The 21,102-nt window shown below is 75.5% G+C and carries 18 protein-coding genes and 1 pseudogene; 17 read left to right on the top strand and 2 right to left on the bottom strand.

Annotated features, from left to right (window positions below):
* Window positions 1–64: 64 nt before the first annotated feature.
* From carB to coaBC, 6 genes are all read left to right on the top strand, one after another.
* The gene (gene carB, locus KPF47_RS19005; RefSeq protein WP_224390092.1) at window positions 65–3,376 is read left to right on the top strand and encodes a carbamoyl-phosphate synthase large subunit; all 3,312 of its coding nucleotides are present in this window, start codon (window positions 65–67) and stop codon (window positions 3,374–3,376) included.
* The gene (gene pyrF / locus KPF47_RS19000) at window positions 3,373–4,206 is read left to right on the top strand and encodes an orotidine-5'-phosphate decarboxylase (protein WP_224390091.1); all 834 of its coding nucleotides are present in this window, start codon (window positions 3,373–3,375) and stop codon (window positions 4,204–4,206) included. The genes carB and pyrF overlap by 4 nt, the downstream gene beginning before the upstream one ends.
* Before the next feature lie 503 nt (window positions 4,207–4,709).
* Entirely contained in the window at window positions 4,710–5,024 is a 315-nt protein-coding gene (gene mihF / locus KPF47_RS18995; protein ID WP_224390090.1) for an integration host factor, actinobacterial type, read from the top strand.
* A gap of 33 nt (window positions 5,025–5,057) precedes the next feature.
* On the top strand, window positions 5,058–5,648 hold the full coding sequence (gene gmk, locus KPF47_RS18990; protein ID WP_224390198.1) for a guanylate kinase: 591 nt from the start codon (window positions 5,058–5,060) through the stop codon (window positions 5,646–5,648).
* A 38-nt stretch (window positions 5,649–5,686) separates the two neighbouring features.
* Window positions 5,687–5,956, top strand: coding sequence for a DNA-directed RNA polymerase subunit omega (gene rpoZ / locus KPF47_RS18985; RefSeq protein ID WP_224390089.1), 270 nt, complete (start codon window positions 5,687–5,689; stop codon window positions 5,954–5,956).
* Between the two features lie 9 nt (window positions 5,957–5,965).
* Window positions 5,966–7,183, top strand: a complete 1,218-nt coding sequence (gene coaBC / locus KPF47_RS18980; RefSeq protein WP_224390088.1) for a bifunctional phosphopantothenoylcysteine decarboxylase/phosphopantothenate--cysteine ligase CoaBC — start codon at window positions 5,966–5,968, stop codon at window positions 7,181–7,183.
* Window positions 7,184–7,254: 71 nt separating this feature from the next.
* Here coaBC and KPF47_RS18975 read toward each other — a convergent pair whose 3' ends face one another.
* The gene (locus KPF47_RS18975) at window positions 7,255–7,788 is read right to left on the bottom strand and encodes an SH3 domain-containing protein (RefSeq protein ID WP_224390087.1); all 534 of its coding nucleotides are present in this window, start codon (window positions 7,786–7,788) and stop codon (window positions 7,255–7,257) included.
* A 343-nt stretch (window positions 7,789–8,131) separates the two neighbouring features.
* Between KPF47_RS18975 and metK the strand changes: the two are divergent.
* The 11 genes and pseudogenes from metK to KPF47_RS18920 all read left to right on the top strand — a co-directional run.
* Window positions 8,132–9,331: pseudogene (gene metK / locus KPF47_RS18970) on the top strand (methionine adenosyltransferase); the annotation flags it as partial.
* 56 nt (window positions 9,332–9,387) lie between these two features.
* Window positions 9,388–11,493 carry a primosomal protein N' gene (locus tag KPF47_RS18965; protein ID WP_224390085.1) on the top strand — a complete coding sequence of 702 codons (2,106 nt, stop codon included), beginning with the start codon at window positions 9,388–9,390 and terminating at the stop codon, window positions 11,491–11,493.
* A 104-nt stretch (window positions 11,494–11,597) separates the two neighbouring features.
* The gene (gene def, locus KPF47_RS18960) at window positions 11,598–12,146 is read left to right on the top strand and encodes a peptide deformylase (RefSeq protein WP_224390084.1); all 549 of its coding nucleotides are present in this window, start codon (window positions 11,598–11,600) and stop codon (window positions 12,144–12,146) included.
* Window positions 12,143–13,075 carry a methionyl-tRNA formyltransferase gene (fmt, locus tag KPF47_RS18955; protein WP_224390083.1) on the top strand — a complete coding sequence of 311 codons (933 nt, stop codon included), beginning with the start codon at window positions 12,143–12,145 and terminating at the stop codon, window positions 13,073–13,075. Before def ends, fmt begins: the two co-directional genes overlap by 4 nt.
* Window positions 13,076–13,502: 427 nt before the next feature.
* The gene (locus KPF47_RS18950; RefSeq protein ID WP_308015430.1) at window positions 13,503–15,323 is read left to right on the top strand and encodes an RsmB/NOP family class I SAM-dependent RNA methyltransferase; all 1,821 of its coding nucleotides are present in this window, start codon (window positions 13,503–13,505) and stop codon (window positions 15,321–15,323) included.
* A 77-nt stretch (window positions 15,324–15,400) separates the two neighbouring features.
* The gene (gene rpe, locus KPF47_RS18945) at window positions 15,401–16,087 is read left to right on the top strand and encodes a ribulose-phosphate 3-epimerase (protein WP_224390082.1); all 687 of its coding nucleotides are present in this window, start codon (window positions 15,401–15,403) and stop codon (window positions 16,085–16,087) included.
* Window positions 16,088–16,165: 78 nt separating this feature from the next.
* Window positions 16,166–17,197 carry a bifunctional diaminohydroxyphosphoribosylaminopyrimidine deaminase/5-amino-6-(5-phosphoribosylamino)uracil reductase RibD gene (gene ribD / locus KPF47_RS18940; protein ID WP_224390196.1) on the top strand — a complete coding sequence of 344 codons (1,032 nt, stop codon included), beginning with the start codon at window positions 16,166–16,168 and terminating at the stop codon, window positions 17,195–17,197.
* A gap of 19 nt (window positions 17,198–17,216) precedes the next feature.
* The gene (locus KPF47_RS18935) at window positions 17,217–17,849 is read left to right on the top strand and encodes a riboflavin synthase (protein ID WP_224390081.1); all 633 of its coding nucleotides are present in this window, start codon (window positions 17,217–17,219) and stop codon (window positions 17,847–17,849) included.
* Window positions 17,850–17,914: 65 nt separating this feature from the next.
* Window positions 17,915–19,183, top strand: a complete 1,269-nt coding sequence (locus KPF47_RS18930) for a bifunctional 3,4-dihydroxy-2-butanone-4-phosphate synthase/GTP cyclohydrolase II (protein WP_224390195.1) — start codon at window positions 17,915–17,917, stop codon at window positions 19,181–19,183.
* 71 nt (window positions 19,184–19,254) lie between these two features.
* Complete coding sequence (ribH, locus tag KPF47_RS18925; RefSeq protein WP_224390080.1) at window positions 19,255–19,746, top strand: 6,7-dimethyl-8-ribityllumazine synthase; 492 nt, start codon at window positions 19,255–19,257, stop codon at window positions 19,744–19,746.
* A 31-nt stretch (window positions 19,747–19,777) separates the two neighbouring features.
* Window positions 19,778–20,284 (top strand): PH domain-containing protein, encoded by a 507-nt coding sequence (locus tag KPF47_RS18920; protein ID WP_374108868.1) that lies wholly within the window; start codon window positions 19,778–19,780, stop codon window positions 20,282–20,284.
* Window positions 20,285–20,291: 7 nt separating this feature from the next.
* On the opposite strand, the gene KPF47_RS18915 is transcribed toward KPF47_RS18920, so the two are convergent.
* Window positions 20,292–21,092, bottom strand: coding sequence for a DUF2786 domain-containing protein (locus tag KPF47_RS18915; protein WP_308015428.1), 801 nt, complete (start codon window positions 21,090–21,092; stop codon window positions 20,292–20,294).
* Window positions 21,093–21,102: the final 10 nt, after the last annotated feature.

Here is a 21,102-nt window from a genome sequence, read left to right as displayed (position 1 = left end):
CCGGATCCCCATCCACCCCGCAGCACCCGGACCGGCACGACCAGGCCCGGCAGGAGGACCACTGATGCCCCGCCGCGACGACATCGACCACGTCATGGTGATCGGCTCCGGGCCGATCGTCATCGGCCAGGCCTGCGAGTTCGACTACTCCGGCACCCAGGCGTGCCGGGTGCTGCAGGCCGAGGGCATCCGCGTCTCGCTGGTCAACTCCAACCCCGCGACGATCATGACCGACCCGGAGTTCGCCGACGCCACCTACGTCGAGCCGATCACCCCGGAGTTCGTCGAGAAGGTCATCGTCGCCGAGCGCGACAACGGCACCCCGGTCACCGCGATGCTCGCGACCCTCGGCGGGCAGACCGCGCTCAACACCGCCATCGCGCTGCACGAGAACGGTGCCCTGGAGCGGCACGGCGTCGAGCTGATCGGCGCCGACGTCGACGCCATCGAGCGCGGCGAGGACCGGCTCAAGTTCAAGGACATCGTCATCGGGGTCGGCGGCGACGTCCCCCGCTCCCGGGTCTGCCACTCCATGGAGGAGGTCCGCGCGGCCGCCGACGAGCTCGGCCTGCCGGTGGTCATCCGCCCGTCGTTCACCATGGGCGGGCTCGGCTCGGGCATGGCTCACTCGGCGCAGGACCTGGAGCGCCTGGCCGGTGCCGGGCTCGCCGCCTCCCCGGTCACCGAGGTCCTCATCGAGGAGTCGGTGCTCGGCTGGAAGGAGTACGAGCTCGAGCTCATGCGCGACCACCACGACAACGTGGTCGTCATCTGCTCGATCGAGAACATCGACCCGATGGGCGTGCACACCGGTGACTCGATCACCGTCGCCCCGGCGATGACGCTCACCGACCGCGAGTACCAGCACATGCGCGACGTCGGCATCGCCGTGCTGCGCGCGGTCGGGGTCGACACCGGGGGCTGCAACATCCAGTTCGCGATCCACCCGGAGACCGGGCGCCTGGTCGTGATCGAGATGAACCCCCGCGTCTCGCGCTCGTCGGCGCTGGCGTCGAAGGCCACCGGGTTCCCGATCGCCAAGATCGCGGCGAAGCTCGCCGTCGGGTACACCCTCGACGAGATCCGCAACGACATCACCGGCGAGACCATCGCCGCGTTCGAGCCGTCGCTGGACTACGTCGCGGTCAAGATCCCGCGGTTCGCGTTCGAGAAGTTCCCCGGCGCCGACCCCGAGCTGACCACGACCATGAAGTCCGTCGGTGAGGCCATGGCACTGGGCCGTTCCTTCCCCGAGGCACTGGGGAAGGCGCTGCGCTCGATGGAGCGGGAGCGGGCCGGGTTCTGGACCGCCCCCGACCCCGAGGGCGAGCCGGAGTACACCGTCCCGGTCGACGGCCGCATCTACGAGGTCGAGCGCGCGCTGCGCTCCGGCCAGTCGGTCGACGACGTGGCCAAGAGCTCCGGCATCGATCCCTGGTTCGTGGACCAGATCGCGCTGCTCGGCGAGATCCGCGCCGAGCTCGAGGCCGCGCCGGTCCTCGACGCCGACCTGCTGCGCCGGGCCAAGCGGCACGGTCTGTCCGACCGCCAGCTCGCCGCCGTCCGGCCGGAGTTCGCCGGCGAGGACGGGGTGCGTGCGCTGCGGCACCGCCTCGGCATCCGCCCGGTCTACAAGACCGTCGACACCTGCGCCGCGGAGTTCGCGGCGCGGACGCCGTACCACTACTCGGCCTACGAGACCGATCCCGCGGCCGAGTCCGAGATCGCCCCGCAGACCGAGAAGCCGAAGGTGCTGATCCTCGGCTCCGGGCCGAACCGGATCGGGCAGGGCATCGAGTTCGACTACTCGTGCGTGCACGCGGTCATGGCGCTGCGTGCCGCCGGGTTCGAGACCGTCATGGTCAACTGCAACCCGGAGACGGTGTCCACCGACTACGACACCGCCGACCGCCTCTACTTCGAGCCGCTGACCTTCGAGGACGTCCTCGAGGTCGTGCACGCGGAGCAGACCTCCGGCACGGTCGCGGGCGTGGTCGTGCAGCTGGGCGGGCAGACCCCGCTCGGGCTGGCCCAGCGCCTGACCGACGCCGGTGTGCCGGTCGTCGGAACCTCCGCGGCCGCGATCGACCTGGCCGAGGACCGCGGCGCGTTCGGCGAGGTGCTGCGCAAGGCGGGCCTGCCCGCCCCGGAGTTCGGCATGGCGACCTCGTTCGACCAGGCCCGGGGGATCGCCGGCCGGATCGGCTACCCGGTGCTCGTGCGGCCGTCCTACGTGCTCGGCGGGCGCGGCATGGAGATCGTCTACGACGAGGCGACGCTGGCCGGCTACATCGCCCGCGCCACCACCATCTCCCCGGACCGCCCGGTGCTGGTCGACCGGTTCCTCGACGACGCCATCGAGATCGACGTCGACGCCCTGTGCGACGGCGAGGAGATCTACCTCGGCGGCGTGATGGAGCACATCGAGGAGGCCGGGGTGCACTCCGGGGACTCCTCGTGCACCCTGCCGCCGATCACGCTGGGCTCCTCGGTGCTGGCGAAGGTCCGCGAGGCCACCGCGGCCATCGCGCACGGCGTCGGGGTGCGGGGGCTGCTCAACGTCCAGTACGCCCTGCACGGCGACGTGCTGTACGTGCTGGAGGCCAACCCGCGGGCCTCGCGGACGGCGCCCTTCGTCTCGAAGGCGACGTCGGTGCCGCTGGCCAAGGCCGCCGCGCGGATCATGCTCGGTGCCACCATCGCCGACCTGCGCGGCGAGGGACTGCTCCCGGCCACCGGTGACGGCGGCGCGCTGCCCGCCGACTCCCCGGTCGCGGTCAAGGAGGCGGTGCTGCCCTTCAACCGGTTCCGCAACACCGCCGGCCAGGGCGTGGACCCGCTGCTCGGCCCGGAGATGAAGTCCACCGGTGAGGTCATGGGCTTCGACTCGGCCTTCGGCCCGGCGTTCGCGAAGTCGCAGGCCGCGGCCTACGGCTCGCTGCCGACCTCGGGCACGGTGTTCGTGTCCATCGCCGACCGCGACAAGCGGGCGATGGTGTTCCCGATCCGCCGCCTGGCCGACATGGGCTTCCGGGTCCTGGCCACCGACGGCACTGCGGAGATGCTGCGCCGCAACGGGATCGACGTCACCGTGGTGCGCAAGCACAGCGAGGGGTCCGGGCCGGAGACCCCGACGATCGTCGACACGATCCTCGCCGGGGACGTGGACCTGATCGTCAACACCCCGGTCGGGAACCCCGGTCCCCGGGTCGACGGCTACGAGATCCGCGCCGCCGCGGTGTCCCGCGGGGTGCCGTGCATCACCACGGTGCAGGGGACCGCGGCCGCGGTCCAGGGCATCGAGGCGCTCGCCTCGGGCGGGCTCGGGGTGCGGTCGCTGCAGCAGGCGCACGCGGCGCTGAAGGCTCGGGCATGAGCTTCGGCGCCCGGCTCGCCGCCGCGGTCGACGCGCACGGGCCGCTGTGCGTCGGGATCGACCCGCACCCGGCGCTGCTGGCGGCCTGGGACCTCACCGACGACGCCGACGGTCTCGCCGCGTTCGCCGACCGGGCCCACGCGGCGTTCGCCGGCACGGTGTCGGTGGTCAAGCCGCAGGCGGCGTTCTTCGAGCGGCACGGGTCGGCCGGCGTCGCGGTGCTGGAACGGCTGCTCGCCGGGTTCGCCGGCTCCGGCACGCTGACCCTGCTCGACGCCAAGCGCGGCGACATCGGATCCACCATGGACGGCTACGCCGACGCCTACCTGCGGGTCGGCGCGCCGCTCGGTGCCGACGCGCTCACCCTGTCGCCCTACCTGGGGTTCGGGTCGCTGGAACCGGCGCTGACCGCCGCGGACGAGGCCGGGCGCGGCGTGTTCGTGCTGGCCCGCACCTCCAACCCCGAGGGTGCCGCGGTGCAGTGCGCCACGACCCCGGAGGGAACGGGCGTCGCCCAGCAGATGATCGACGAGGCCGCCGCCCGCAACGCTGGCGTGCAGCCGTGCGGTGCGGTGGGGGTCGTGGTCGGTGGCACCCACGAGCACGGGCTGGACCTGACCGCGCTGAACGGGCCGGTGCTGGTGCCCGGTCTCGGGGCGCAGGGCGCGAGCGCGGCCGACGTGGTGTCCCGCTTCGCCGGGACCTCGGGGCCGGTACTGCCGGTCTCGGCGCGCGGTGTGCTGCGGGCCGGCCCCGACGTCGCCGCGCTGCGGGACGCCGCGCACGTCCTGGGTGCGGAGCTGGCCTCGACGGCCGCCGGATCGCACTGAGCCGCGCGCCGGCCGTGGACGGGCGTCGGCGGTCGGGGGTCGGCCGGTGCCGCACCGGGCACCGGCCCCCTCGCCGTCGCGTGATCATGGTCATCGGGCGGGTGGCGGCACGGCTGCGCCGGACGCGCGCCGGGCGGTCCGTCGGCCCCGTCGGCTGCTCCCCGGCGCACCGGGACGTCGATCGGGCGCGTCCGGCGGCGGGTCGGCTGCCCTGTCCGGCGGGGCGCGCTGCGCCGACCCGCCCTGCGGCGGAGCCGGGTGGCACCCGGGAGTGGTCCGGACAAGGTGCCGTTGATCACCTCCGGCTCGCCGAAACCGGAGGTGGGACCCCCATTGACGCTTCCGTGGACGGCGTGGGTACGTTCGATCGTGACGCCGGGGACGTCCCCCGGACGGGTCGGTGCGACCCACCACCCGATCGCTGACGCGACACCCCGGCGCGAGCCGGGATCACGGCGGCGAGAACGACGAGAACGACACAGGAAAGTACGGAGGAACCAACCGTGGCCCTTCCCCAGCTGACCGACGAACAGCGCGCCGCCGCGCTGGAGAAGGCTGCGGCCGCGCGCCGGGCCCGGGCCGAGCTGAAGGACCGCCTCAAGCGCGGCGGCACCACCCTCGAGGAGGTGCTGAAGAAGGCCGAGACCGACGAGGTCCTGGGCAAGATGAAGGTCTCGGCGCTGCTGGAGGCCCTGCCGAACGTGGGCAAGGTCCGCGCCCAGCAGATCATGGAGGAGCTGGAGATCGCGACCAGCCGCCGCCTGCGGGGCCTGGGCGACCGTCAGCGCAAGGCGCTGCTCGAGCGCTACCCGAGCTGATCCGGGCGTCCCGTGACCGACACCTCCTCCGTCATGTCCTCCGGCCGGACCGGCCCCGCCCGCGGGCGGTTGCTCGTGCTGGCCGGGCCGTCCGGGGTGGGCAAGAGCAGCGTGGTCGCGGGACTGCGCGAGGCGCTGCCGGAGCTGCTGTTCAGCGTGTCCGCCACGACCCGGCCCGCGCGGCCGGGCGAGGTGGACGGCCGTGACTACCGCTTCGTGTCCCGGGAGGAGTTCGACGCGCTCATCGAGCGCGGCGAGCTCCTCGAGTGGGCCGAGGTGCACGGGGGGCTGCAGCGCTCTGGCACTCCGCGGGTGCCCGTGGAGCAGGCCCTCGACCGTGGCCGTCCGGTCCTGGTCGAGGTCGACCTGCAGGGCGCCCGGTCCGTCAAGCGGGTCCTGCCCGAGGCCGTCACCGTGTTCGTCGCTCCGCCGTCGATGGAGGAGCTGGCCCGCCGGCTCACCGACCGCGGCACCGACACCCCCGAGCAGCGCGAGCGCCGGCTGCGGACCGCCATCGAGGAGATGGACGCCCAGGGGGAGTTCGACGAGGTGGTCGTCAACGACGACCTGCAGGCCGTGATCGGCCGGTTGGTAGCATTGGCGGTCGACCGCGACGCCGTCTGAGCGCCGCAGGTCCCCCTCGTTCTTCAGGAGTCCACCACGTGAGCACGCCCACCGGCACCTCCACCGCCCCCGAGGGCATCACCTACCCGCCGATCGACAACCTGCTCGGCCAGGTCAGCTCGAAGTACGCGCTGGTCATCTACGCGGCCAAGCGCGCCCGGCAGATCAACGACTACTACTCCCAGCTCGGTGAGGGCCTGCTCGAGTACGTCGGCCCGCTCGTCGAGCCGGGCCCGCGCGAGAAGCCGCTGTCGATCGCGATGCGCGAGATCCAGGCGGGGATGCTCGAGCACACCGAGGGCGAGTAAGACCTCTCGATGGCTCCTCCCGAGGTGCTCCTCGGCGTCTCCGGCGGCATCGCCGCCTACAAGAGCGCCGAGGTGCTGCGTCGCCTGACCGAGTCCGGCCACGGGGTGCGGGTGATCCCCACCGAGTCCGCGCTGCGGTTCGTCGGTGCCGCGACGTTCGAGGCGCTGTCCGGCAGGCCCGTCGCCACCGGGGTCTTCCAGGACGTGCCCGAGGTCCCGCACGTGGCCCTGGGCAAGGGTGCGGACCTCGTCGTCGTCGCCCCGGCGACCGCGGACCTCATGGCCCGCCTCACGCACGGCCGCTCCGACGACCTGCTGACCGCCGCGCTGCTGACCGCCCGCTGCCCGGTGCTGCTGGCGCCCGCGATGCACACCGAGATGTGGGAGCACCCCGCGACGGTCGACAACGTCGCGCTGCTGCGGGCCAGGGGCACCGTGGTGCTCGAGCCCGCCGCGGGCCGGCTGACCGGCGCGGACACCGGCAAGGGCCGGCTGCCCGACCCGGCCGAGATCGTGGATCTGGCCCGCCTGCTGCTGGAGCGCCCGGACGCGCTGCCGCGTGACCTCGAGGGCCGCCATGTGGTCGTCAGCGCCGGCGGGACACGGGAGAACCTGGACCCGGTCCGGTTCCTGGGCAACCGCTCCTCGGGCCGGCAGGGCTGGGCACTGGCCCGGGTCGCCGCCCAGCGCGGCGCGCGGGTGACGCTCGTGGCCGGGCACACCGCCGACCTCGGCGCCCCCGCCGGCGTCGAGGTGGTCCCGGCGGGCACCGCGGTGGCCATGGAGGCCGCCGTGCGCTCCGCCGCCGCCGACGCGGACGCCGTGGTCATGGCCGCCGCCGTCGCCGACTTCCGGCCGGTCGACACCGCGGCCGACAAGATCAAGCGTGGCGACGCCGAGCCGGCACCGCTGCGCCTCGCGCAGAACCCCGACATCCTCGCCGGGCTGGTGGCCGACCCGCCGCGAGCCGGTCAGGTCGTGGTCGGCTTCGCCGCCGAGACCGGCGACGCCGAGGGCGACGTGCTCCACCACGGTCGCGCGAAGCTGGCCCGCAAGGGCTGCGACCTGCTGGTGGTGAACGCCGTCGGGGACGGCAAGGCCTTCGAGACCGCCGACAACGCGGGCTGGCTGCTCGCCCGCGACGGCGGGGAGGACGAGCTGCCGTTCGGCTCCAAGGCACTGCTGGCCTCCCGCATCTGGGACGCGGTCACCCCGCGCCTGCGCTGAGCCGCACCCCCGTACGACGACGGGCCCGCACCGGAGCTGCCGGTGCGGGCCCGTCGTCGTGGCGCCGGGTCTCAGTCCTCGTCGAAGAACGAGCTGCGGGTCGGCCTCGCCTCCTCGGAGGAGGAGTCGGACCCCTCGCCCGACTCCTCGTCCGACGACGGCGTGGCCGACGAGCTCGTCCGCGGGGAGGAGGTGGAGGGCGCCGACGAGGAGCCCGAGCGCGGGCTCGACGAGGACGGCGACGAGGACGACGGCGAGTCGGTCGACGGGGCCGACCGCTCGCTGCTGCTCGGGGTCAGCGAGTCCTCCGAGCTCCGGGAGCGCTCCGAGCCCGAGGTCGAGACGTAGCGGGTCATGGCCCAGCCGCCGTACTCGGGGAGCTCGACGAACCCGTCCTGGGTCTCGCCGGTCGAGGTGGTCTCACCCCGCTCGCACACTCCGACGATCGGGGCGTCGGCCTCGGGCTCGGAGCGGACGTTCACGCTCTCGGTGCAGGTACCGGTTCCGGCGGCCGACGCGGTGCCGGCAATGATCCAGGTGGTGGTGACGCCGGCCACGGCCAGTGCGCCGACGCCGGCGGCGACGCGTCGCGAGTTCGGCTTCATCGTGGAACAACCTCCGTGCCGCCGGGGCCGGGGGCCACCGTGCGGATCCGTTCGTGGGCGACTCCGCGGGGCGTGCGAGGTGTTGTCCCGCCCAACGAGCCGCCGCCCGTTCGATTCGTGAGCGGAGGGTCAATCACCCCATCCGGCGACACTGGGTAGCGCGATTCCCCGGTGTCGTCACGCTCCGTGTGTGAGGTCGGCGTGGTCGTCCCGTACGGGCGGCCGGTCTGGACTACTGTGCATGCCGAGGGGCGCTCGCGATCATGGTCGTGCGTCCGAGCGAGCGTGACGAGGTCGTCGCGCCGGAGCGGAGAACGTTTCCAACGGGATGGAGAAACTGCGCGTGTCAACCACGAGCCGTCGCCTGTTCACCAGCGAGTCGGTCACCGAGGGCCACCCCGACAAGATCTGTGACGCCGTCAGCGACACCATCCTCGACGCGATGCTCGCGCAGGACCCGAGCAGCCGGGTGGCCGTCGAGACCCTGGTGACCACCGGCCAGGTGCACGTCGCCGGCGAGGTCACCACCGGCGCCTACGTCGAGATCCCGCAGCTCGTGCGGGACAAGATCCTCGAGATCGGCTACGACTCCTCCGCCAAGGGCTTCGACGGCACCTCCTGTGGCGTCAACGTGGCGATCGGCGCGCAGTCGCCGGACATCGCCCAGGGCGTGGACACCGCCTACGAGAAGCGCGTCGAGTCCGCCGAGGACGAGATCGCCAAGCAGGGTGCCGGCGACCAGGGCCTGATGTTCGGCTACGCCTGCGAGGACACCCCCGAGCTCATGCCGCTGCCGATCGCGCTGGCCCACCGCCTGTCGCGCCGGCTGACCGAGGTCCGCAAGAACGGGACGCTGCCCTACCTGCGCCCGGACGGGAAGACCCAGGTCACCATCGCCTACGACGGCGACAAGCCGGTCCGCCTCGACACCGTGGTGCTGTCCTCCCAGCACGCCGCGGACGTCGACCTCGACGGGATGCTGGCCCCCGACATCCTCAAGCACGTCGTCACCCCCGAGGTCGAGGCGCTGGGCTGGGACCCGTCGCAGCCGCGGCTGCTGGTCAACCCGACCGGCCGTTTCGTGCTCGGCGGCCCGATGGGCGACGCGGGCCTCACCGGCCGCAAGATCATCGTCGACACCTACGGCGGTATGGCCCGTCACGGTGGCGGCGCGTTCTCCGGCAAGGACCCGTCGAAGGTCGACCGCTCCGCGGCGTACGCCATGCGCTGGGTCGCCAAGAACGCCGTGGCCGCCGGGCTCGCCGGGCGGATCGAGGTCCAGGTCGCCTACGCGATCGGCAAGGCCGCCCCGGTCGGGCTGTTCGTGGAGACCTTCGGCACCGAGAACGTCGACCCGGCGCGGATCCAGGCCGCCATCGAGGAGGTCTTCGACCTGCGCCCGGCCGCGATCATCCGCGACCTGAAGCTGCTCCGCCCGATCTACGGCCCGACCGCCGCCTACGGCCACTTCGGCCGCACCGACGTCGAGCTGCCGTGGGAGGACACCTCCCGTGCCGACGCCCTGAAGTCGACCGCCCGCGCGGTCGGCGGCCACGGGCGTCTCCGGGGGGCGTCGGTGCCCCGTGGTAGACCCTCGGCGTGAGCTCTCCGCGTACGACCCCGGCGGCCCGCGCCCGCCGCCCGGGGCGCAACCGGGGTGAGTGGCAGCCCGCCCCGGCCCGCCCGGTCGCGCGGGTGCTGGTCGACGTCGCGCTGCCGCACCTGGACCGGACCTTCGACTACCGCGTCCCGACCCATCTCGACGACGCCGCGGTCCCCGGCGTGCGGGTGCGGGTGCGGTTCGCCGGCCGGATGGTCGACGGTTTCCTCCTGGAGCGTTCCGAGGACACCGCGCACGCCGGGAGGCTCGCCTGGGTCGACAAGGTCGTCTCGCCCGAGCCGGTGCTCACCGCGGAGGTCGTGGGCCTGGCCCGCGCCGTCGCCGACCGCTACGCCGGTGTGATGGCCGACGTCCTGCGGCTCGCCGTGCCCGCCCGGCACGCCCGCATCGAGTCCGAGACCCCGCGCGAGCGCGCCGCCCCCGACCCCGCCCCGGTGGACCGCGCCGGCTGGGAGGTCTACCCGCGCGGCGGGGCGTTCCTCGACGCGCTGGCGGGTGGGCGCGCCGCGCACGCCGTCTGGCAGGCGCTGCCGGGGGAGCAGTGGGCGGCCCGGCTCGCCGAAGCAGCCGTCGCCACCCGGTCCGCCGGTCGCTCGGCGCTGCTCGTCGTGCCCGACCAGCGTGACGTGGCCCGGCTGCACGCGGCCTGCGCGGCGCTGCTCGGCGAGGACGGCGTGGTGGCCCTGACCGCCGAGCTCGGGCCCGCCGAGCGCTACCGCCGCTGGCTGGCGGTGCGGCGGGGGAGCGTGCGGGTCGTCGTCGGTACCCGGTCGGCGGCGTTCGCCCCGCTCGGCGAGCTGGGCCTGCTGGCGGTGTGGGACGACGGGGACGACTCCCACTCCGAGCCGCGGGCCCCGTACCCGCAGGTCCGCGACGTGCTGGTGCTGCGCGCGCACCGGGAGGGTGCCGCGCTGCTGCTCGCCGGGTTCGCCCGCACCGCCGAGGCGCAGGTGCTCGTGGAGACCCGCTGGGCGAGCCCGGTCGCGGCCGACCGCACCACCGTGCGGGCCCGGATGCCCCGGGTCACCGCGATCGGGGAGACCGACACCCAGCTCGTGCGCGACCCGGCCGCCCGCGCGGCGCGCGTCCCGGGCGTCGCCTTCGAGGCCGCCCGGGCCGCGCTGACCGCTGGGCGCCCGGTGCTCGTGCAGGTGCCGCGGTCGGGGTACCTGCCGTTCCTGGCGTGCGCGTCCTGCCGCGACGCGGCCCGCTGCCGGCACTGCGCGGGCCCGCTGGGCCTGCCGCGCTCCGGTGCGGGCTCCGAGGGTGCGCTGCCCGCCTGCCGCTGGTGCGGGCGCGCCGAGCCGGCGTTCCGCTGCGGGCACTGCGGGTCGCGGCGTCTGCGGGCCGGGGTGGTCGGGGCCGGGCGCACCGCCGAGGAGCTCGGCCGCGCCTTCCCCGGCACCACCGTGCGCACCTCCGGCGGCGGTGCCGAGGTGCTGGACACCGTCCCGGCCGGGCCGGCGCTGGTCGTGGCCACCCCGGGGGCGGAGCCGGTCGTCGACGGTGGCGGCGGCGCGGGCTACGGCGCCGCGCTGCTGCTCGACGGGTGGGCGATGCTCGCCCGCCCGGACCTGCGCGTCGCCGAGGAGACACTGCGCCGCTGGTTCGCCGCGGCCGCCGGGGTCGTGCCGCACACCGACGGCGGACGGGTCGTGGTCGTCGCCGAGGCGTCGGTACCGACCGTGCAGTCCCTGGTGCGCTGGGACCCGGCCGGGCACGCCGAGGCCGAGCTCGCCGAACGCGCCGAGGTGGGATTCCCGCCCGCGATCCGGATGGCCTCGGTGGAGGGGCCACCCGCCGCCGTCGCCGAGATCTGCGACGCGGTGCTCGGCGCCGGGCGCACCGACCCGCCCCCGCCCGAGGGCGTCGAGCTGCTCGGCCCGGTCGAGATCGACCCGCCGGACCGCCCCGGAGCCGGGCACGGGGCCGCGGACGAGGTCCGCGAGCGGGCCCTGCTGCGGGTCCCGCGCCGCGCCGGGCGTGACCTGGCCCGGGCCCTGCACGACGCGCAGGCCCTGCGCACCGCGCGCAAGGCCGCCGAGACGGTGCGCGTCCGGCTCGACCCCGACGAGATCGACTGAGCGGTGTGCCGTGTCACCGCCGGTGACGCCGGGCGGGACCGACGGTGCCGCAGTGGCACAATGGAGCGCCGATCACCGCACTCGTCCGTCGTGAGGGGAAGCCCGTGCCCGTCCAGCCCGTCCGACTGTTCGGCGACCCGGTCCTGCGCACCCGCGCCACCGAGATCACCGACTTCGACGCGGAGCTGCGCAAGCTCGTCGCCGACCTGACCGACACCATGCACGACGAGGGCGGCGCCGGTCTGGCCGCGCCGCAGATCGGCGTCGGGAAGCGGGTGTTCGTCTACGACTGCGACGGCTTCTCCGGGCACCTGGTCAACCCGACCTGGGAGGCCGTCGGGGAGGACGAGCAGGTCGGGATGGAGGGCTGCCTGTCCATCCCCGGGCTCGGCTGGGACTGCCGGCGCAGGCTGCACGTCGTGGCGCGCGGCTGGGACATGCACGGCGAGCCGCAGGTGGTGGAGGGCTCGCAGCTGCTGGCCCGGGCCATCCAGCACGAGACCGACCACCTCGACGGCGTGCTGTTCGTCGACCGGCTCGACCCCGAGACCCGCAAGCTGGCGATGCGCGAGATCCGCGAGGCCGCCTGGTTCGGCGAGCCCGAGCCGGTGGTCAGGGCGAGCCCGCACCCGATGTTCGGCAAGGCCCGATGAGGCTGCTGTTCGCCGGCACCCCGGACCCGGCGGTCCCGTCGCTGAGGGCCCTGCTCGAGCACCCCGGCCACGAGGTGGTCGCGGTGCTGACCCGCCCCGACGCCCCCGCCGGCCGTGGCCGCAGGCTCACCCGCTCCCCGGTCGGCGAGGTCGCCGACGCCGCCGGGATCCCGGTGCTCACCCCCGCGAAGCCGTCGGAACCGGAGTTCCTCGACACCCTGCGCGAGCTCGCACCGGACTGCGCGCCGGTCGTCGCCTACGGGGCGCTGCTGCCCCGGGAGGTACTCGACGTCCCGGTCCACGGCTGGGTCAACCTGCACTTCTCGCTGCTGCCCGCGTGGCGCGGCGCCGCCCCGGTGCAGGCCGCGATCCGGCACGGCGACGACGTCACCGGCGCCACCACCTTCCGGCTCGAGGAGGGCATGGACACCGGGCCCACCTACGGCCTGGTGACCGAGACCGTCGGGGCGACCGACACCGCGGGCGACCTGTTGGGCCGGCTCGCCGGGTCCGGCGCCCGGCTGCTCGCCGCGACCCTCGACGGGATCGCCGACGGGACCCTCGCCGCCGTCCCGCAGCCCACCGAGGGCGTCTCGCTCGCGCCGAAGGTGTCCACCGCCGACGCCCGCGCCGACTTCACGACCCCGGCCGCGGCCCTGGACCGGCTGATCCGGTCGGTCACCCCGGAGCCGGGCGCCTGGTGCGGGTTCCGCGACGACCGCCTCGGCCTCGGCCCGGTCCGACCGCTGCGCACCGGCGAGGTCGAGCTCGCGCCGGGGGAGCTGCGGGTCGAGCGCCGTCGGGTGCTGGCCGGGACCGCCACCGTGCCGGTCGAGCTCGGGGCGGTGAAGCCGAAGGGCAAGCGGTTCATGCCCGCACCGGACTGGGCCCGCGGCGCGCGGATCGACGGCGCCGAGTACCTGGGCTGACCGCCGCCACCCGCCCCGGTCCGGCGCACCGACCTCCCGACACCACACCGACTTCCCGACATCCCGGACGACGGCCGGCCCCCGGCCACGGCGGACCACCGCCGAGGAGACCACGTGAGCGAGCAGGACCCCCGACCCGACCGCGACCGGCCCGACCGGTCCGACCGCCCGCAGCGGCGCTGCCGGCGACGACCGGCAGCGCGGTGGCGACCGGTCGGGCGGTGACAGGTCGGGCGGTGACCGGGCCCGCGGGGACCGGTCGCGCGACGACCGCGGCCCGCGCACCGGGGCCGGCCGGGGCGTCGGCTCGGGGTCCGGCGACCGGCGCGGCGGGTCCGGCTCCGGCGGTCCGGGGGGCTCCGGGGAGCGCCGTGGCGGTGGGTGGCGGGACTCCGACCGGCCCAGCCACTCCCGCTCCGGCGGGGACGTGGCCCGCCCACGCGACGGCGGTGACCGCTCCCGCGACGACCGCCCCCGCGGCGACCGCCCGTTCCGTGACCGCGACGACCGGCCGCGGGGTGCGGACCGTGCCCGCGGCGGGGACCGCCCCCGGGATGCCGACCGTTCCCGCGGTGCCGACCGCCGACGCGACGACCGTCCCCGCGGTGACCGCCCCGACCGCCGTGACGACCGGCCGCGGGAGGACCGTCCCCGCAGTGACCGTCCGGGCGGCGACCGTCCCCGGGGTGATCGTGCCCGCGGCGACCGTCCCCGCCCCGACCGCGGCGACGACCGCCGCGGCGGCCGCGACGACCGCGGGGCTCCCCGCCGCGACGACCGGGGCGACCGCGGACCCCGCCGCGAGCGGACCTCCGGGCCCCGCAACTCCGGCCCGCCCCGGGGCCGCAGCGGGCCCGGCAGGCCCCCGGCCGTCGACCCGGCCCGGCAGGCGGCCTACGAGCTGCTGACCGCCGTCCGCGAGCGCGACGCCTACGCCAACCTGGCCCTGCCCGGGATCCTGCGCCGCCACGGACTGCGCGACCGCGACGCCGGGCTGGCCACCGAGCTCGGCTACGGCACCCTGCGCGCCCAGGGGCTGCTCGACACGATCATCGACGCCTGCACCGACCGGCCGCTGGCCAAGATCGAGCACGCCCTGCTCGACGCGCTCCGGCTGGGCGCCTACCAGCTGCTGCGCACCCGGGTGCCCGACCATGCGGCCGTCACCACCTGCGTCGAGCTGGTCCGGTCCGACCACGGGTCGCAGTCGGCCGGGTTCGTCAACGCGGTGCTGCGCCGCATCGGCGAGCACACCGAGGCCGAGTGGCTCGACCGCCTCGCCCCCGACCCCGCCGAGGACCCGGTCGGCGACGCCGCGTTGCGCCACGCCCACCCGCGCTGGATCGCGCAGGCCTTCGCCGACGCGCTCGGCGGCACCGGCGAGGAGCTGACCGCCGCGCTCGCCGCCGACGACACCCGGCCCCGCGTGCACCTGCTCGCCCGGCCCGGCGAGATCACCGCCGAGGAGCTGGCCCTGGCCACCGGCGGTGAGCAGGCGCCGTACTCGCCCTACGGGGTGCACCTGGAGCCGGGCAGCGGCGACGTCGGCGAGCTCGACGCCGTCGCCGAGGGGCTCGCGATCGTCCAGGACGAGGGCAGCCAGCTCGTCGCCGCCGCGCTCGCCCGCGCCGAGCTGCACGGCGAGGACACCGGCCGCTGGCTGGACCTGTGCGCCGGGCCGGGCGGCAAGGCGTCGCTGCTGGGCGGGCTCGTCGCCGCCCGGGGAGGCACGCTCGACGCGGTCGAGTCCAGCGAGCACCGCGCCGAGCTCGTCCGCCGGTCGGTCGCGGAGCTGCCGGTCACCGTGCACGTCGCGGACGGCCGGGAGGCCCCACTACCCGACGGCGGCTACGACCGGGTGCTCGTCGACGCGCCCTGCACCGGGCTGGGTGCCCTGCGCCGCCGCCCGGAGGCCCGCTGGCGGCGCCGTCCCGAGGACATCGCGACGCTGACCCGGCTGCAGCGCGAGCTGCTCGTCGCCGCGCTGCGTCACGTCCGCCCCGGCGGCGTCGTCGCCTACGTCACCTGCTCGCCGCACGTGTCGGAGACCGTCGGCGTCGTCGGCCGGATCGTCGGCCGCGACGGACGCCCCGGCCCGGCCGGTGCCGTCGAACAGCTCAACGCGCGCGCCTGGCTGCCCGGTGAGGTCCCCGGCCTCGGGGACGGGCCGACCGTCCAGCTGTGGCCGCACGTCCACGGCACCGACGCGATGTTCCTGGCGCTGCTGCGCCGCCCGCTCGACGACTGACCGCGGTGTGACGGCGGCCTCGCCCACGGGTGCGGGGCCGCCGGGAGCCGGCCAGTAGCCTGCTCCGCGTGCACCCGATGATCGCGCCCAGCATCCTCTCGGCCGACTTCGCCCGGCTGGGTGAGGAGGCCGCCGCCGTGGGCGGCGGCGGGACCGGGGACGGCGCGGACTGGCTGCACGTCGACGTCATGGACGCGCACTTCGTGCCGAACCTGACGCTCGGCCTGCCGGTCGTGCAGAGCCTGCGTGCCGCCACCGACATCCCGCTCGACTGCCACCTGATGATCGAGGACCCGGACCGCTGGGCGCCGGGCTACGCCGAGGCGGGCGCCCGCAACGTCACCGTGCACGCCGAGGCGGCCCACGACCCGGTGATGCTCGCGAAGAACCTGCGTGCCGCCGGGTCGCTCGCCGGGCTGTCGATCAAGCCCGGCACCCCGCTCGACCCGTGGGTCGAGGTCCTCCGGCACTACGACACCCTGCTCGTGATGAGCGTCGAGCCGGGCTTCGGCGGGCAGAGCTTCATCCCCGAGGTGCTCGACAAGGTCCGCACCGTCCGCAACCTGGTCGACACCGGGCACCTCACGGTGCTCGTCGAGATCGACGGCGGCATCAACGCCGACACCATCGACGCGGCCGCGGAGGCCGGCGTCGACTGCTTCGTCGCCGGGTCCGCGGTCTACGGCGCCGACGACCCGGGGCGCGCCGTCGCCGCGCTGCGGGACAGCGTCCGTCGGGCGAACCCGCACCGCTGGGCCGGCTGAGCCGGCACGGACGACCGAGCGACGGAGCACGGAGCAGTGGACCGCCCGAGCGGCACCGACGCGCGCACGGCCGCGGCCATGCGCCGCGCCCTCGCCGCGTCGGTGGACGTGCACGGCACGACCAGCCCCAATCCGGCCGTCGGCTGCGTGGTGCTCGACCGCGACGGTGCGGTCGTCGGCACCGGGGCCACCGCGCCGCCCGGTGGGCCGCACGCCGAACGGGCCGCACTCGCGGAGGCGGGGGACCGCGCCGCGGGCGGGACCGCCGTGGTGACCCTCGAACCGTGCAACCACACCGGCCGCACCCCACCGTGCGTGGACGGCCTGATCGAGGCCGGCGTCGCCCGGGTGCACGCCGCCCTCGCCGACCCGAACCCGGTCGCGGCGGGCGGGCTGGACCGGCTGCGCGCCGCCGGGGTCGCTGTGACACTCGGCACGCTGGCCGACGAGGTGGCGCTCGGTCCGCTGCGCGGCTGGCTGCACCGCACGCGGACCGGACGACCCCACGTGACCTGGAAGGTCGCCACCACGCTCGACGGCCGGGTCGCCGCCGCCGACGGCACCAGCCGCTGGATCACCGGCCCGGCGGCCCGGGCCGGGGTGCATGACCTGCGCCGCAGGATGGACGCGATCGTCGCCGGCACGGGTACCGTCCTGGCCGACGACCCGGCGCTGACCGCCCGCCGGCCCGACGGCACCCTGTTCGACCACCAGCCCCTGCGGGTGGTGGTGGGACACCGCGACGTCCCGCCCGGCGCCCGGCTGGCCCGGACCGACGACACCGGCACCGCCGACGTGCTCCACCTCCGCACCCGCGACCCGGGAGAGGTGCTCACCGGGCTCGACCACCGGACCGTGGTGGACGTGCTCCTCGAGGGCGGTCCGACACTCGCCGGTGCGTTCGTCGCCGCAGGACTCGTCGACCGGGTGCTCGTGCACCTGGCCCCGGCCCTGCTCGGCGCGGGACCGCACGCCCTCGGCGACGCGGGCGTGGTAACGATCGCCGACATCGTGCGGTTGCACGTGGACGAGATCCACCGCGTCGGCGACGACGTGGTCATCGACGCACGACCGGCATCCGGACCGACCGGCCCGGTCGTGCCGCAGTAGGCAGCAGGAGGGACGGGCCATGTTCACCGGGATCGTGGAGGAGGTCGGCGAGGTCGTCGACGTCCGCGCCGACGACGAGGTCGTCGTGCTGACCGTGCGCGCGGACCTGGCCGCGGAGGTCGGGCACGGCGAGTCGGTCGCGGTGAACGGCTGCTGCCTCACCGCCGTCGTCACCGGGTCCGGGGCGGACACGCTCACCCTGGAGCTGGTGCCCGAGACGCTGAAGCGGACCTCGCTCGGTGCCGTCGGTGCCGGTTCCGGGGTCAACCTGGAGCGCGCCGTGCCCGCCGGGGGACGGCTCGACGGCCACATCGTGCAGGGCCACGTGGACGGCGTCGGCACCGTGGTCTCCCGCACCCCGGGCGAGCGCAGCGACGAGGTCCGCTTCTCGCTGCCCGCCGAGCTCGCCCGCTACGTCGTCGAGAAGGGCTCCGTCGCCGTCGACGGTGTCTCGCTGACCGTCGCCACCGTGTACCCGGACGGGTTCGGGGTGGCGTTGATCCCGACGACCCTCGCCGAGACCACACTGGGGTCGCGCACCCCGGGGGACCCGGTCAACCTGGAGGTCGACGTGATCGCCAAGTACGTGGAACGCATGACCGCGGGGTACCTGCAGGGGCCCGGGTCCGGACAGGAAGGGGCCGCCCGGTGAGCGAGCCGTCGAAGTCGCCCGAGATGCCGGGATCGGGCAAGCTGCCGGACGCCCCGCACACCGCGATGTCCCCGTCGGAGCGGGCCGAGCGCTTCGCCCAGATCGAGAAGGCCATCGCCGACATCGCCGAGGGCAAGCCGGTCGTCGTGATGGACGACGAGGACCGGGAGAACGAGGGCGACCTCATCTTCGCGGCGTCGAAGGCGACCGCCGAGCTGCTGGCGTTCACCGTCCGCTACACCTCCGGCTACGTCTGCGTCGCCATCACCGGTGAGGCCTGCGAGCGGCTCGACCTGCCGCCCATGCACCACACCAACCGGGACTCCTTCCGGACCGCGTACACGGTCACCGTGGACGCGAAGGAGGGTGTCACGACCGGCATCTCCGCCCAGGACCGCGCGCACACGATCCGCACGCTGGCCGACCCGGGGACCGACCGGCACGACCTGGTCCGGCCCGGGCACGTGGTGCCGCTGCAGGCCCGCGAGGGCGGCGTGCTGCGCCGCCCCGGGCACACCGAGGCCGCCGTCGACCTCGCCCGGATGGCGGGCCTGCCCGCCGCCGGCGCGCTCTGCGAGATCGTCTCGGAGAAGAACACCGGCGAGATGGCCCGCGGCGAGGAGCTGGGCGTGTTCGCCGCCGACCACGACCTCACGCTGATCACGATCGCCGACCTCATCGCCTACCGGCGGCGCTACGAGAAGCACGTCGAGCGGGTCGCCACCGCGCGGATTCCCACCGGCCACGGGGACTTCCTCGCCCACGGCTACGACTGCACCCTCGACGGCACCGAGCACATCGCGATGGTGATGGGCGACATCGCCACCCCCGCCGACGACGGCGAGGACGTGCTGGTCCGGGTGCACTCCGAGTGCCTCACCGGGGACGTCCTCGGCTCGCTGCGCTGCGACTGCGGTCCCCAGCTCGCGGCGGCCCTGGAGGCCGTCGCGAAGGAGGGCCGCGGGGTGGTGCTCTACATGCGTGGGCACGAGGGCCGGGGGATCGGCCTGCTGCACAAGCTGCAGGCCTACCAGCTGCAGGAGGCCGGGGCCGACACCGTCGACGCCAACCTCGCGATGGGGCTGCCCGCCGACGCCCGCGACTACGGCATCGGCGCCCAGATCCTCGCCGACCTCGGCGTCCGGTCGATGCGCCTGCTCACCAACAACCCGGACAAGCGGGCCGGGCTGGAGGGCTACGGACTGCGTGTCGTCGGCCGCGAGCCGATGCCGGTGCGGGCCACCCCGCAGAACCTGCGCTACCTGCGGACCAAGCGCGACCGGATGGGGCACGACCTGCCCGACCTCGGCGAGGTCTCCGACCCCGCGCTCTGACCCCGGCCGCGCGCCGCCCCGCCGGGAGACCCCGTGGCGCGGCGCGCGGGCGCAGAGGCGAGAATCGGGCCATGAGCGGTGAGGGCCGGCCCTCCGGGGCCACGCAGCTGGACGCGAGCGGACTGCGGGTCGGGGTGGTGGCGGCCCGCTGGCACGCCGAGATCGTCGACCGGCTGCTGGAACGGGCCGTCGCCACCGCCCGGGACGCCGGTACCGAGCCGACCGTCGTTCGGGTCCCCGGCACCGTGGAGCTCCCGGTCGTCGCCCAGGAGCTCGCCCGCGGCCACGACGCCGTCGTCGCGCTCGGTGTCGTCGTGCGTGGCGGCACCCCGCACTTCGAGTACGTCTGCGACGCCGTCACGGCGGGCCTGACCCGGGTCGCCCTCGACGAGTCGACCCCGGTCGGCAACGGCGTGCTCACCACGGACACCGTGGAGCAGGCCGTCGACCGGTCCGGTGCGCCCGGCGCGGCCGAGGACAAGGGCGCCGAGGCCTGCACCGCAGCACTCGAATCGGCGCTGGCGCTGCGCGACCTGCGCGCCGGCGCCCCGACCAGCCGGTGACCCCGACCCGGGTCAGCACAGGGAGACTCCAGTGACCGAGCAGCCGACCGACTCCACCACCTCCGGACCCGCGCCGGTCCGGGCGCGCACCGCACCCGGCCCGGACGCGGTGACCCTGCGCCCGCGAGCGATCCGCTGGACGGCCTGGCTCAGCGCCGCCGGGGTGATGGTGTTCTTCCTCATCGCCGCCTACTACATGCCCGCCGAGGACACCGGCGTGATCTTCCAGCCCGCCGACCAGGTCGCGATGATGGTGATCGGCGCGTTCGTCGCGGGCGGCCTGCTGCTCATGGCCCGGCCCCGGGTCCGCGCCGACGCCCACGGTGTCGAGATCCGCAACGTGATCACCTCCCGCTGGTACGACTGGGCCGACGTCCACGGCGTCTCGTTCCCCGACGGCGCCGCCTCGGCCCGCCTGGAGCTGCCCGACGACGAGTACCAGTCGGTGCTCGCCGTGCAGGCGGTCGACCGCGGACTGGCCGTGCGTCACGTGCGCACGCTGCGCACCCTGCACCGCTCCGCCGTCCTCGGGGAGTGACCCCGGCTCAGGCCCCGATGCCCGGCGCCCCGGCGCGGCGGTCCAGGCGCGGGCCGCCCAGGTCGGCCCGGTCGGCCGCGGCGGCCCCGTGCCGGAACCCGCTGCCCGACACCTGCGGGCGGCGGGCGCGGCGCAGCCGGCCGAACTCGGCGTCGTAGGCGCGGTCCACCTCGGCCCCGCGGTCGGCCAGCACCAGCTCGGTCGACGCCACCGCCCGCCCGGTCTCGGCCTCGGTCTCGCCCAGGGCGGAGCGCTCTGCCTCGCAGAGCCGCTCGTGGACCCGGCCGGCGAAACCGTAGATCCAGGACCGCCGGTAGGCCGTCACCGACTCGTCCGGGTCCGGCGGGCGGACGGCGGCCAGCGCGGCCGTGGCCTGCAGCAGCAGCGAGGTGTAGAGCAGCTCCACCCGCTCCCGGTCCGAGGCGAAGCCGAACACGGTGACCGCGGCGACCGAGCCGCCCCGCTGGTCGTGCATCACCCAGCGGCACCGCAACGCCGACGCCGTCCACCCCAGCAGCCGGGCCTTCGCGCCGCTGTAGGGGTTGTCGACCGGGATCCGGCTCCGGCCGATCGGGTCGGCCCGCGCCGGCCCGGCCCCGGGCGCCGCGGAGAGCAGCGCCTCGTCGATCCCGTGCCGGGCCATCAGCGCGAACGCCTTGTCGGTGTAGATCTCGGCCTCGTCCGGCGTGCCGGCCCGCTCCGCCTTCGCCAGCAGCTTCCGGATCCGGTCCAGCCGGGCCCCGGGCACCTGCTCACCCGGCGGGGTGCCGATGTCGGTGCGGGGGCCGGTCTCCTGCGCGGTGCCCACGGCGGTCTCC

It is taken from the genome of Pseudonocardia sp. ICBG1293 (assembly GCF_020131355.1).
Taxonomy (GTDB): domain Bacteria; phylum Actinomycetota; class Actinomycetes; order Mycobacteriales; family Pseudonocardiaceae; genus Pseudonocardia.
The sequence above is the reverse complement of the archived record's forward strand: the minus strand, read 5'-3'. Positions and strand labels throughout refer to the sequence as shown.